This window comes from Achromobacter sp. ACM04, assembly GCF_014851465.1.
GTDB classification, from domain to species: Bacteria; Pseudomonadota; Gammaproteobacteria; order Burkholderiales; family Burkholderiaceae_B; genus Achromobacter; species Achromobacter aegrifaciens.
This window is the reverse complement of record NZ_JACUZS010000001.1, coordinates 1,070,867-1,083,553: the sequence shown is the minus strand read 5'-3', so window position 1 is coordinate 1,083,553 and position 12,687 is coordinate 1,070,867. Positions and strand designations below refer to the sequence as shown.

The window sequence follows — 12,687 nt, the reverse complement described above, 5'->3', positions numbered from 1 at the left end:
CCCATGCCGCCGCTGCCTCCCCACCAAGACGAACACGTCGCCAGCAAGCCCGCCACTGCCACGCGCGAGCAGCCCGGCCGGGGGTCCTGTCTGGAAGTCTTCCTGGTATTCCTGCGCCTCGGGCTGACGTCCTTCGGCGGGCCGGTGGCGCACCTGGCGTATTTCCGCACGGAATTCGTGGAGCGCAGGCGCTGGCTGGACGACTATGCGTATTCCGACCTGGTGGCGCTGTGCCAGTTCCTGCCGGGGCCGGCCAGCAGCCAGGTCGGCATGGCGATAGGCCTGAAACGCGCCGGATGGGCCGGCATGCTGGCGGCCTGGGTGGCGTTCACGCTGCCCACGGCCGTGGCGCTGATCCTCTTCGCGCTGGGGCTGGCGCAGTTCGGCTGGCTGTCCGCGTCGGGCGCCATCCATGGACTGAAGATCGCGGCGGTGGCCATCATTGCGCAAGCGGTCTGGGGCATGGGCCGCTCGCTCTGTCCTGACCGCGAACGGGCGGGACTGGCGGTGGCGGCGGCGCTCATCACCATCCTCATGCCGACGACCCTGGGGCAATTGAGCGCGATCCTGCTGGGCGCCATCGCCGGCCTGGCCGCGCTGCAGGTGCCGCCGCGACCTGCGCTGGCGGTGCCGCCGTTGAATGTGTCGCGCCGCGCGGGATACATGGCCCTGGCGCTGTTCGTGCTGCTGCTGGCGGTCTTGCCGGCCTGGGCGGCGATCAGCGGCATGCCGCTGGCGCAGCAGCTCTCAGGCTTCTACCGCGCGGGCGCGCTGGTGTTCGGCGGCGGCCACGTGGTGCTGCCCTTGCTGGAATCCGCCTCGGTGGCGGGAGGCATGGTTTCCAACGCCGATTTCCTGGCAGGCTATGGCGCGGCGCAGGCCATGCCGGGGCCGCTGTTCGCCTTTGCCGCCTTCCTGGGCGCGATGTCGTCGGGGCCCTTGTCGGGCTGGGCCGGCGGACTGGTGTTGCTGGCGGCGATCTTCCTGCCGGGCGCCTTGCTGGTGGCGGCGGCGCTGCCGTTCTGGGAAAGCCTGCGGCGGCGGCCCGGCGTGCGCAACCTGATCGCGGGCGTGAACGCGAGCGTCGTGGGCATCCTGCTGTCGGCCCTGTACGACCCGGTCTGGACCAGCGCCATCCGCGATCGGGTGGATTTCGGCCTGGCCTTGCTGCTGTTCGGCCTGCTGGTCTATGCGCGCTGGTCGCCCGTCTGGGTGGTGCTGCTGGCCGCGGCCGGCGGCTGGGCCTTGGCCTAGCGGAGCCGCGGGCGGCGCGGCCCCGCAGCGTCGAATCAGGACTGCCAGCGCGGCGGACGTTTTTGCAGGAAGGCGTCTATGCCTTCGCAGGCGTCGGCTTCCATCATGTTGCGCGCCATCACGTCGCCCGCATAGTCGTAGGCATCCGCCAGCGCCATTTGTCGCTGCTTGTAGAACATGCGCTTGCCGTAGCGGATGGCCGTGGGGCTCTTGGCCAGGATGTCATCCACCAGTGCGCGCACGCGCTGATCCAGTTGCGCCTCGGGCACGGCGTCGTTGATGAGGCCCCAATCCCTGGCCTGGCCGGCATCGATGAAGCGCGCCGTCACCAGCATTTCGAAGGCGCGCTTGGCCGATACGTTACGACTGAGGGCGACAGCGGGCGTGGAGCAGAACAGGCCGACGTTGATGCCCGACACCGCGAACTTCGCCGTGTCGGCCGCCACGGCCAGGTCGCAGCTGGCCACCAGTTGGCAGCCCGCCGCGGTGGCGATGCCGTGCACCTTGGCGATCACCGGCACCGGCAATGCCTGCAAACCTTGCATCACGGCGCTGCATTTCCTGAAAAGGTCGCGGTAATAATCCAGCGAGGGCTGGCTGCGCATTTCGCGCAGGTCGTGGCCGGCGCAGAACGCCCGGCCGCTGGATTCAAGCACCACGCAGCGCACGCCGGCATCGAGCGACAAAGCGTCGATCTCCGCCTGCAGCGCGGCCAGCATGCCTTCGGACAGCGCGTTGAACTGGCCCGGGCGGTTCAGGCGCAGCGTCACCACGCCGCCTTCGGCGTGGCGCGCCAGGATCGGCTCTTGCGCCGCTTGTTCGTTATTCATGTCGTCTCCAGGGTGAGCTATCCCTGGATAGTAGAGGCTTACGCGGCTCGGCGTCAGCCCGCAGCCAGGCGCCGCGCCATGCCCGGCGACAGGCACAGCAGCGGCCCGACGATGACCGCGCCGATCAGCGCCATCGCCGCTTGGGGCGCCATGCCGCTGTCCAGCAAAAGGGTGGCGATGACGGCCGATCCGCTCATCTGGAACAAGCCATACACCGCGGCCGCGGTGCCGGCGCGCTCGGCGAAGGGCTCCAGCGCCAGGCTCAGCCCGGATCCCAGCGCGAGCGAAAAGCCCACGGTCAACACCGCCACCGGCAACATGAAGATCCAGGCCGACAAGGGCAGCCACAGCCAAGCGGCCAGGTGCATGGCGGCGGCCGCGAGCAGGGCGGCCATGCCCACGCGCACCATGGTGTGGCGGCCATAGCGCGCGATGAAGGCGGGAGCCAGGAAGAAGGCGCCGATGTTGATCGCCGCGTTGCCGCCGAACCAGGCGGAGAAGCCCAGTTCGGAATAGCCCAGCTGCTGCACCAGCACCACGGGCGCGGCGGATACGAACACCAGGATCATCGCCATGCCGGCCATGCCGAACGCCGCGAAATACAGAAACCGTCCGCTGGCCGCGATCGGCGCATAGCGGCGCAGGCTGTAGAGCGGGCCTTGCGGTCTGGGAGGCGCGGCGCGCGTTTCCTCGAAGCGGATCGCCAGAAAGCCGGCCAGCGTCAGGGCGAACAGCACCATGAAGACGAAGGTGCTGCGCCAGCCCGCATGCACGGCCAGCGCGCCGCCCACCATGGGCGCCAGCGCGGGCACGGTGCACAAGGCGCCGTTCAAATAGCTGTAGACGCGCGCGCCCACCGCGGGACTGAAGCAGTCGCGCACCGCGGCAAAGGCCACCAGCGAGGCCGAGCACGCGCCCAGCCCCTGGATCACGCGCGCGGCATAGAACACGTCCAGCGACGTGGCCGCGGCGCCCAGCGCCGAGCCCAGCAGATACGCCAGCGCGCCGCCCAGCGCAACTGGCCGCCGGCCATAGCGGTCGGCCAGCGGGCCGATCAGAATCTGGCCCACGCCGACGGCGAAGATGAAGAGGGTGATGCTGGCTTGCAGCGCGGTGACAGGCTGGCCGTAATCCTGCGCCATGACGGGCAGGGAGGGCAGATAGATGTCGATGCCCATGGGCGTGAGCGTGACCAGCCCCATCAGGAGGCCGATCAGCCAGCGTTGGCCGCGGGGGGATAATGCAGACTTCATGGCAGGCTCGGGGTCCATCGCAGACCCGGGAAAACCCGATATTATCCATGAACCGGCGTAGAATCTTCCAGCTATGAACACACCCGCCCTGCGCCCCCGCATCGTCATCCATTACTGCACGCAGTGCCAGTGGCTGCTGCGCGCCGGCTGGATGGCCCAGGAACTCTTGTCCACCTTTTCCATCGATCTGGGCGAGGTCGTGCTGCAGCCCGGCACCGGCGGGATCTTCCAGGTCACCTACAACGGCGACCTGATCTGGGACCGCAAGAGCGATGGCGGCTTCCCCTCGGCCAAGGAACTGAAGCAGCGCGTGCGCGATCGTCTGGATCCCGGGCGCACGCTGGGCCATATCGACGGCCACACCGCCGGCCCGCTGGCCGCGCCCGACGCCTGAAGCGCATACGGACCGGCCCCGCAGGAGCCGGCCCGTCGCCACGCAGCGGCAGTCGTCAGGCGGAAGACTCCGCTTGCGCCAGGCCCACACGCTGCTTGCGTTGGCGCATGGCCGACACCACCAGCAGCGCAATCAACCCCACGCACGCCACCACGAAGCCCAGGCTGATGGGCCGCGAGACGAAGATCGTCAGGTCGCCGCGCGACAGCAGCAGGGCGCGGCGGAAGTTCTCTTCCACCATGGGGCCAAGCACGAAGCCCAGCAACAGCGGCGCGGGTTCGAAGCGCATGCGGATCAGCGCGTAGCCCGCCGCGCCGAACAAGGTCACCATGGCCACGTCGAACAGATTGTTGTTGGTGCTGTAGACGCCCACGCAAACAAAGAACAGCGCCGCCGGGAACAGGTAGCGGAACGGCACCGTCAGCAGCCGCACCCACATGCCGATAAGCGGCAGGTTCAACAGCAGCAACAGCACGTTGCCGACCCAGAAGCTGGCGATCAGCCCCCAGAACATGTCGGCGTGCTCCACCATCATCTGCGGTCCCGGCTGGATGCCGTGGATGATCAGCGCGCCCAGCATCAACGCCATCACCGGATCGCCAGGGATGCCCAGGCTCATGGTGGGAATGAAGCTGGTCTGGGTCGAGGCGCTGGTGGCCGCTTCCGGTCCGGCGATGCCCTCGATGGCGCCGCGGCCGAAGCGGCGCGGCTCGCGCGCCACCTTCTTTTCCGTCGCATACGAAATGAACGAGGCGATGGTAGGGCCGGTGCCGGGCAGGATGCCGAAGGCCGCGCCGATGGCCGTGCCGCGCACCAGCGCGCCGCGCGACTGCTTGATGTCGCCGGCTTCGGGCCGCATCGACTTCATGCTGATCTTGGCGGTGGTCACCTTGGCATCGCCGCCGATGCGGTTGATGTTCTTCAGGAAGTCCGCCACGCCGAAGAGACCCATGGCCAGCGCCACGATCTGCAGGCCGTCGGACAGTTCCAGGATGCCGAAGTGAAAACGCATCGTGCCGGTGTTGACGTCGGTGCCCACCACGCCCAGCAGCAGGCCCACCACCACCATCGCCACGCCCTTGATCGCCGACCCCTTGGCCAAGGTGGCGCCGGCCAGCAGGCCCAGCATCATCATGGAGAAGTACTCGGCGGGGCCGAACTTGAAGGCCACGTCAACCAGCATGGGCGAGAACAGAATCATCGCCAGGATGCCGACCGACGCGCCGCAGAACGACGAGAACATCAGCATGAACAGCGCCGAGCCAGCCTTGCCGTTGCGCGCCAGCGGATTGCCGTCCAGGCAGGCCACCGCGTGTGATGCGGTGCCAGGCAGGTTCAGCATGATGGAGGTAATGCCGCCGCCGTACTGCGAACCGTAGTAGATGCCTGACAGCATCACCAGCGCCGCCGTGGGCGTCATGGTGTAGGTCAGCGGCAGCAGGATGGAGATCGCGGCCAGCACGCCCATGCCCGGCAGCACGCCGATAAGGTTGCCCATGAACACGCCGAACACGGCCCACATGAGGTTGTCCAGCGCGAAGGCGACGGAGAACCCGTGCATCAGGTTGTTGAAGATTTCCATCGATCAGCCCCAGCGGAACAGCGGAAACTGCAGTTGCAGCGCCCAGGAGAAAACGGCCACGCCCAGCACGGTCACGCCAGCGGCCAGCAGCGCCGCGCTGCGCGGCGTGTGCTGGCGGTCGCCCATCGCGGAAATGAAGACCAGCGCGAAGGTCGCGGGCACCAGGCCGCCGTATTTGCCCACCAGGATGAAGGCCATGAGTCCGCCGATGATGCAGCCCCAGCCGCGCCAGTCGGGCGGAGGCTCGTCCTCGGCGTCGTCATCGGCTGCCGCGGGCGCCGCGGCCATGCGCGCGATGATCAGGCCCAACAGCACCAGCAGCACGCCCAGGATCGCCGGGAACATCCCTGGCCCCATGCGCGCCAGGCTGCCGATGTTGTAGGTGGATGCCTGCGCGATGGCGCCCAGGCCCAGCACGATCATCGTGCCGGCGGCCCAGACTTCGCGCCGCGCGGCGCTGCGTTTGGATTGCATCTGTAGTCCTCCCGTTGTTGTGCTTTTGCCTGACTACGTTCTGAACAAAAGCTGACTTTTGAATGAACGCGGAAGTCTAGGAATTCAAACTTCCGTTCACCTTTCAGGGACACGGGATATGCGCCAAACAGGCTTTTTTTCCGCAAAAACGGGGGAAATCCCTAAGCGCGCGAGGATTGCGGGCAGGGTCGATGCGCGGCGCTCAGACGGGTGTTGCGGCGTTGCGCCGCGCGTTGTTGCGGCGGGGTATTCAGCCCTTGGGCGTCCAGGGCTTGCGCGGGCTGCCGGCCAGCGCGGCGTCAAGGCGCTGCCTGGCGGCCTGGGGCCAGCAGGCGTCCATGTCGTAGAACGCTTCGGCCGCCGGCACGTCGTCCGGTATGCCCACCCACGGGTGCTTGGAGCGCACGAAGCAATGCGCGCCTGGCGGGAAGTCGGCGGCGCGGTCCAGCGTGCCCGCATAGATCAGCGCCACCGTTTCGCCGAACCCCGGGTGATGGCTCCACAACAGGCCCAGGCAGGCCGCGCAGCGCACGACCACGACTGTCTCGCCATCATTGGCGTCCTTGTCTGCGGGATGGCGGCGCAGCTCGCCCCGCAACTGGTGCACGCGGTCGGATTCGATCACCGCGTTCATCGCAAAGGCGGTGCCGGCGTGCCGTTGGCACACGGTGCAATGGCAGCAATGCACGAACATGGGCGGGCTGGCGAGGCGGTAGCGGACCGCGCCGCAATCGCAGCCGCCCTCGATGGGAGCGTGGGTCACGATCAGTCTCCGGACAATGGGCGCATCCAGTGTATGGAGGCCCGTCCGGCAGCGGGAGTGGCGATCGCGTCATGTTGCGGGGGCATTTGCGTCATTGGCCATTGCGGGCGTCGACGCGTCAGGGGCAGGGCGCCGGCCTTTGTGGTCCACGCCAGAATCGCTTGCTATTTCAGGCAATTTAATGCTAAAATTCAACATCTTTCGGCAAAATCATAACAAAACCAAGTGCCAGAAGATTTGTAAGTCGCTGGCGGCCGCGGCCGCCATTTTCGTTTGCGTTGCCTGCGCGCATGCCCCCCGCGCTCCGATGGCATCCATTGGAAACAGCATCCATGGCACGCACGAATCTCATGCATTGCGCTTTGCGCGGGGGAAAGCCATGCGTCCTGAACAGGAGAACGTTCATGTCTCATCAACTCGTTGGCAAGAAGTGGCAATTCGAGATTCCTCCCCTGGACTGGAAGGCGCCCGAGACCAATAAGGAAGCGGACATCAAGACCGTTGCCGCGGACGCCGATGCCGCCGAAGACCAGGACGCCTGACGCGGCGTTGCCACAATCCTGAAATAGCCGCCGGGCGGGCAGGGGCGTCAGCCCGCGTGCGTCACCACGCGATTTCGCCCCTGCTGCTTGGCCGCGTACAGCGCGGCATCCGCGGCCTGGAAGACCAGATCCACGTCCGCGCTACCGGCCGTCCAGTGCGCCACGCCGGCTGACACCGTGATTTCCGGAGAGCCGCTCGCACGGCGCATCTCCGTGGTCTTGCGCAGGCGCTCCGCCATGCCCGTTGCTTCCCTGGGGCCCGCGCCGGGCAGCAGGATCAGGAATTCCTCGCCGCCATTGCGGCAGAGTATGTCTGTCGGGCGCGAACAGTCGCGCATCAACTGCGCCATTCCCTGTATCGCCTCGTCGCCCACCGTGTGGCCGTAGGTGTCATTGACTCGCTTGAAATGGTCGATGTCCAGCGCGATCACCGCAAAGGGGGTGTCGGCCGCCTGCAGCGCATCCACCGCCTGACGCGTGCCGCGACGGTTGCGCAGCCCGGTCAGCGGATCGGTAATGCTGGCCTGGTTGAGCTTGCCGATCTTGTCCTGCAGGCTGGAGTAGCTGCGGATCACCGCGCGCTTGAGGCGCTGCGCCTCGAAGTACCAGGCTTTCACCGAGCGCACCCGCTGCATGGCCACCGCCATGTCATGGTGCTCGACATTGGTGGCCAGTTGCGACAGCGGCTGCGAAATCTTGCGCGCGCACCACCAGATCGCCAACAGGAACAGCAGGGCGAAGGGCGCCGCGTAGCGGATCAGCGCCCAGATGAGATCGTGCAAGGGTTCCAGCGTGGCCAACGCGGGGCGCTGCGCGATTACTCCCCAGCCGCTGCGCGAGACGTGGGCATAGCCGGCCAGCATGTCCACCCCGCGCGTGTTGATCAGGCGCTGCGCGCCATCCTCCCCGCGCATCACCGCCGCCACGGCGGGATTGCTGGTGACGTCCTCGCCGACGCGGTCGTTCTCGGCGTGATAGATCAGCCGCCCCTCGTTATCCACCACGTACAGATAAGACCCGTCCTGATAGGGATGCTTGCCCAGCAGGTTGTGCAGCGCGCCTTCGTTGCGCAGGTAGATCGTGCCTGACACGTAGCCCAGGTAGATGCCGCCCTCGGAATGAATGGGATACGAGACGTTGATCAGCAGGTTGCCGGCAACGGACACATAGGGCTTGCTGATCAGGGGCTTGCGCGTCTGCAGCGCCATGCGGCTGGCGGCGTTGTCGACCCGCGTTCCCTGGAAGCTGCGGATGGCCTGGCTGGCCGCCACCATGACGCCGTCGGCGCGGATGATGGCGACCGTGTTGAAGCTGTCCGTCTGCTCCCGCAGGCGCGCGACTTCCGCGTTCAAGACTTCCGGCGCATCGAAGCGCCAGGCGACATGGCGGGCGCTGTACTCCAGTTGCTGCAGGGCCGAGTCCAGGAAGGTGCCCGCGCTCTCCGCCAGCTTGGCGGCGTACACCCGGTTGGATTCCAGCGTATTGGCGATGAGCTGTTCACGCTGCACCCGGTAACTGGCGTACAGGGCGTTGGCGGTAGCGGCGAGGGCGCTGCATACGGTAAGCGCAAGCACCAGCCCGCGTAGGTTGATTCGCATGAAGATCGTGTCGGGCAGGATTCGGGTTGCGGCGAGTGCGCGGGATTTTACCCGCGCGGGGCGTCCGGCTCGTCCAGCAGCCGGGCCGCGGGCGATTCGGCCGCCGCCCCGGCGCGGAAGTAGCCCATGACGGTGGCCACGCTGGCATGTCCGGTCATGGCCATGGTGTCGCCCAGCGGCACGTTGCGCCGTCCCGCCTCGGTCACGAATCCCGAGCGCAGGCTGTGCGCCGAAAACTCGCCTTCCAGGCCGGCCAGCTTGCAGCGTTCCTGCACGATGTCCCGTACCGCGGCCGCGGCCAGCGGCTCGCCCAGCACGTCGCCGCGCCGCACGCGCCGGAACAGCGGACCTTGCGTGATGCCGCTGGCGCGCAGCCAGGCGTCAAGCGCCTGGGCAGCCACGCCGACGATGGGCTTCTGGTCATTGGCGCGCACGGCGCCCGCCTGGTTGGTCTTGGAATACGCCAGCGCGTACAGAAACCCCTCGGCCGTGCGCCGCGTGTTTTCCATCGTGGCATGAACGACTTCGGAGCGCCTGCGCCCGCCGCTGGCCCAGGCGAACAGCAGCAGGGCGCGGTCACGCATGCCACGCAGGGAATCGTCACAGGTGGCCAGCATGGCCTCCAGCGGTTCGCGCGTCAGTGCCACCTTCTTGGCCGGCGCCACGCCGCGCCGGGCATAGGCGCGCCGCGTCCTGGCAAGCAGCTCGCGCACCGCGGCCGCGCGGCAGGGGTTGGGGTGGCCTTGAAGTTCGTGCGCCTTGGACAGCACGGAAATGCGCTGCAGCAGCGTGTTGAGGCTGGGCGCGCCCAGCCTGCCTTTGGCTTTGAGCCGGACCAGTTCCTGATCCAACGCCAGCGGCAATTCCCATTTCAGGCCTTGCTCGGTGGAGCGCTGGGCATGGTCGACCACGAACTGGATCACGGCGGCTTCCGGCAAGGGCAGGACAAAGGGGCGCGCATAGCGCAGCTCGAACCAGGCGCTCCAGTAGCGGATGGCGGCGCGGTAGCTGGCAACCGTGTTGGCCGAACTGCCTTCGCGCAACAGCGCGCTGGCGGCGGCATCGGCCTGGGCGTCCAGGGTGAGCGGGTCCAGAACGGGCAGCGGCGCCTGCGTTTTCAGCTGTGTCATGGTTGAAGAGGGTGGGAAAATCGCATTTCATACATATTATTATGTATGCTGTATGATATCTAACATAAATATCAAATTACTCTCGATAAGGTTCCATTATCGTGGGTAATTATCCCGCAATGCCGAATTCGGCACGGAGCAAGCGCATGGCCACCGGAATTACCGAAACTGACGTCTGGACCGCCGCCGACGCCTTGCTGCTGGAGGGCGCGCGGCCCACTATCGAACGGGTGCGACAGAAGATCGGCCGGGGCTCGCCGAATACCGTCAGCCCCTATCTGGAAACCTGGTTCCGGGCCTTGGGCGCGCGCATCAAGGACCCGGGCGCATTTGCAGCGCCGGCTGCCGTCCCGGATCCCGTGGCGCAGGCCGCCTCGCACTTCTGGGAAGCCGCCTTGTCCGAGGCCCGCGCCCAACAGGAACAGGCCTATCGCGGGCGCTGGGAAGAACTGGCGCGGGAAGGGGAGCAATTGGCCTCGGACGCCGAACAGCTGCAGCAACGCGAAGCCCAGCTAGCGCACCGCGAACAGGATCTGCAGGAAGCCCTCAGGGTGGCGACCTCCCAATTGGCGGCCGCCGAAGACCGGCTGCAGTCGGCCGAACAGCAGCTGCGCCAACGCGACGAACTGCTCAGGCGCAACCAGCTGCAGCTGGAAGACGCCCGCAGCGCCACGCAGGCGGCGCTGGCGGAGAACGAGAAGATCCGCGCCCAGCATGCGCAAGCGCTCGATACGCTGGAAACCCGTCATACCGCCCACGAACGCCGCTGGCTCAATGAGCTGGACAGCGAACGCGGCACGGTCAAGCGCTTGCAGGCGCGGCTGGACGACGCGCAGGCAGCCAGCCAACAGCAGGCGGCGCAGGCGCGCAAGGGGCTGGAACAGGAACAGCATCAGCGCCGCCAGGCGGAACAAGAGGCGCAAGCCCTGCGCACCGAAGTCCAGGCTATGCAAGTGCGCCAGCAAGCCGATCAGGCCGCGGCCGATACGGCCTTGGCGGCGGCGCGCGATCGCGAAAGGACGCTGGAATCCCGGCTGGCGGCCGCCGAGCAACGCTCATCCGACTGCCTCGCGCAGTTGAAAGGGAAGGATGAACAACTGGGCGAGCTGACCCGGCATCTGATGGCGCAGGCCCAGCGGCAGGACGCCGGTCATGCGCCGCCGAAACCCGCGCAGCCCTAGCGGTCCGTTGGATGCCGTCCGCATTGCACGCCGCAGCGGAAAGAATCCGTTGCATGAACCCCGGCCGCCCGATATTGTTGTAGCCACGGCCCGGCGCGCAACGCGCCTTGCCGCGCGGCATACCTGACTTGCCGCAGTAACCGGGCCTGCCGGAGGAACTATGTCATTTCGCGTGATTGCCTCGATGCTTTGCGCGCTGTTGCTGTGGTTGCCTCCATCGCCCGGGTACGCCCAGACGGCGAAGGCCAAAGGCGACCCGCTGGCGCTGGCCTACAACATGAAGCCCTGGACCGGGGACTTCGACGGCATGGTCAAGCGCCGGCAAGTCCGGGTGCTGGTGCCCTACAACAAGACCCTGTACTTCCTGGACAAAGGCGGCACGCAGCGCGGCATCATCGCGGACATGATGACCGAGTTCGAGAACGACCTGAACCGGCAGCTCAAGACCAAGAACATCCGCGTGTACGTGGTGTTCCTGCCGACCTCGCGCGAACGCCTGATTCCCGATCTGCTGGCGGGCAAGGGCGACATCATCGCCGCCAATCTGACGGTCACTGAAGAACGCCAGAAGCTGGTGGACTTTTCCACGCCGCTGGCGTCGGGCGTGCGGGAGCTGGTCGTGGCCGCGCCAGGCGCGCCCGAGCTCAAGTCGCTGGACGACCTTTCCGGGCAGGAGCTCTTCATCAGCCCCGTCAGCAGCTACTACGGCAGCATCAAGAAGCTGAACGCGGATCTGGCGGCCAGGGGCCTGAAGCCCGCCATCATCCGTGACGCGCCGGGCACTTTCGAGACCGACGACATCCTGGAGATGGCCAGCGCGGACCTGGTCAAGTACACGGTCGCCGACCGCTACCTGGCGAATTTCTGGAAACAGATCTTCCCGCAGATCCGGGTCTACGAAAATCTGGAGGTCGACAGCGGCAGCGATATTGCCTTCGCCTTCCGCAAGAACTCGCCCAAGCTCGCGGCGGCGCTCAACCCCTTCATGGAGAAGAACCGCGTCGGCACCTCTTTCGGCAACCAGCAGCTGACCAAGTACCTGAAATCCGTGAAGTGGGTAAAGGCCGCCACCGATCCGGAGGAAATCGAAAAATTCCACCGCCTCGCTGACTTCTTCCGCAAGTACGGGGACCAATACAACATAGACTGGCTGCTGATGATGGCGCAGGGCTACCAGGAGTCCCGGCTGGACCAGGGCGCCAAAAGCTCGGTCGGGGCGATAGGCGTCATGCAGATCATGCCGGCCACCGGCAAGGAACTGAAAGTAGGTGACATCCGGCGCGAGGAATACAACATCCATGGCGGCGTCAAATACATCCGTTTCATGATCGACCAGTACTACGCGAAAGAGCCCATGACGGACCTGAACAAGGGGCTGTTCGCCTTCGCGGCCTACAACGCCGGCCCCGGCCGGATCAACCAATTGCGCAAGGACGCCGCCGCCCGCGGACTGGACCCGAACGTCTGGTTCGACAATGTGGAACGGGTGGCAGCCGAGCGCATCGGGCGTGAAACGGTGCAGTACGTGAGCAACATCTACAAGTACTACATCGCCTACACGCTGATCCGCGCGCAGGGCGCGGGCGACGGCGCGGGCGCCCCGCGTTAGCCGCAGGCGGCGCCGCTTGCGGGCGGCCGGTATATATACGCGCCGGATTTTCGGATAAATTCGCCAAAGACGCATTC

General features: G+C 66.7%; 12 protein-coding genes. 5 read left to right on the top strand and 7 right to left on the bottom strand.

Annotated elements, in window-relative coordinates; genetic code table 11:
* The first annotated feature begins 3 nt into the window (after window positions 1-3).
* Window positions 4-1,254, top strand: a complete 1,251-nt coding sequence (chrA, locus tag IB259_RS05070) for a chromate efflux transporter (protein WP_175213760.1) — start codon at window positions 4-6, stop codon at window positions 1,252-1,254.
* Window positions 1,255-1,289: 35 nt separating this feature from the next.
* Here the strand turns inward: chrA and IB259_RS05065 are convergent, their stop codons facing one another.
* Window positions 1,290-2,084 carry an enoyl-CoA hydratase gene (locus tag IB259_RS05065; RefSeq protein WP_192327896.1) on the bottom strand — a complete coding sequence of 265 codons (795 nt, stop codon included), beginning with the start codon at window positions 2,082-2,084 and terminating at the stop codon, window positions 1,290-1,292.
* Window positions 2,085-2,137: 53 nt separating this feature from the next.
* Window positions 2,138-3,337 carry a multidrug effflux MFS transporter gene (locus tag IB259_RS05060; RefSeq protein ID WP_175180960.1) on the bottom strand — a complete coding sequence of 400 codons (1,200 nt, stop codon included), beginning with the start codon at window positions 3,335-3,337 and terminating at the stop codon, window positions 2,138-2,140.
* 73 nt (window positions 3,338-3,410) lie between these two features.
* Here IB259_RS05060 and IB259_RS05055 point away from each other — a divergent pair, with 73 nt between their 5' ends.
* Complete coding sequence (locus tag IB259_RS05055; RefSeq protein WP_054454343.1) at window positions 3,411-3,731, top strand: SelT/SelW/SelH family protein; 321 nt, start codon at window positions 3,411-3,413, stop codon at window positions 3,729-3,731.
* 55 nt (window positions 3,732-3,786) lie between these two features.
* Here the strand turns inward: IB259_RS05055 and IB259_RS05050 are convergent, their stop codons facing one another.
* From IB259_RS05050 to IB259_RS05040, 3 genes are all read right to left on the bottom strand, one after another.
* Entirely contained in the window at window positions 3,787-5,313 is a 1,527-nt protein-coding gene (locus tag IB259_RS05050; protein WP_054454346.1) for a tripartite tricarboxylate transporter permease, read from the bottom strand.
* Between the two features lie 3 nt (window positions 5,314-5,316).
* Window positions 5,317-5,787: a tripartite tricarboxylate transporter TctB family protein gene (locus tag IB259_RS05045; protein ID WP_054454349.1), complete on the bottom strand. Its 471-nt coding sequence runs from the start codon at window positions 5,785-5,787 to the stop codon at window positions 5,317-5,319.
* A gap of 250 nt (window positions 5,788-6,037) precedes the next feature.
* Window positions 6,038-6,550 (bottom strand): GFA family protein, encoded by a 513-nt coding sequence (locus IB259_RS05040; protein ID WP_370528688.1) that lies wholly within the window; start codon window positions 6,548-6,550, stop codon window positions 6,038-6,040.
* A 404-nt stretch (window positions 6,551-6,954) separates the two neighbouring features.
* Here IB259_RS05040 and IB259_RS05035 point away from each other — a divergent pair, with 404 nt between their 5' ends.
* Complete coding sequence (locus tag IB259_RS05035; RefSeq protein WP_166738303.1) at window positions 6,955-7,092, top strand: hypothetical protein; 138 nt, start codon at window positions 6,955-6,957, stop codon at window positions 7,090-7,092.
* A gap of 47 nt (window positions 7,093-7,139) precedes the next feature.
* Here IB259_RS05035 and IB259_RS05030 read toward each other — a convergent pair whose 3' ends face one another.
* Together IB259_RS05030 and IB259_RS05025 are read right to left on the bottom strand one after the other, a co-directional pair.
* Window positions 7,140-8,690: a sensor domain-containing diguanylate cyclase gene (locus IB259_RS05030; RefSeq protein WP_054454355.1), complete on the bottom strand. Its 1,551-nt coding sequence runs from the start codon at window positions 8,688-8,690 to the stop codon at window positions 7,140-7,142.
* A 47-nt stretch (window positions 8,691-8,737) separates the two neighbouring features.
* Window positions 8,738-9,820: a site-specific integrase gene (locus IB259_RS05025; protein ID WP_192327893.1), complete on the bottom strand. Its 1,083-nt coding sequence runs from the start codon at window positions 9,818-9,820 to the stop codon at window positions 8,738-8,740.
* A 146-nt stretch (window positions 9,821-9,966) separates the two neighbouring features.
* On the opposite strand from IB259_RS05025, the gene IB259_RS05020 reads away from it, so the two are divergent.
* Both IB259_RS05020 and IB259_RS05015 read left to right on the top strand, forming a co-directional pair.
* Window positions 9,967-11,001 carry a DNA-binding protein gene (locus IB259_RS05020; RefSeq protein ID WP_192327890.1) on the top strand — a complete coding sequence of 345 codons (1,035 nt, stop codon included), beginning with the start codon at window positions 9,967-9,969 and terminating at the stop codon, window positions 10,999-11,001.
* A 160-nt stretch (window positions 11,002-11,161) separates the two neighbouring features.
* The gene (locus IB259_RS05015; RefSeq protein WP_119452036.1) at window positions 11,162-12,610 is read left to right on the top strand and encodes a transporter substrate-binding domain-containing protein; all 1,449 of its coding nucleotides are present in this window, start codon (window positions 11,162-11,164) and stop codon (window positions 12,608-12,610) included.
* The last annotated feature ends 77 nt before the right edge of the window (window positions 12,611-12,687 follow it).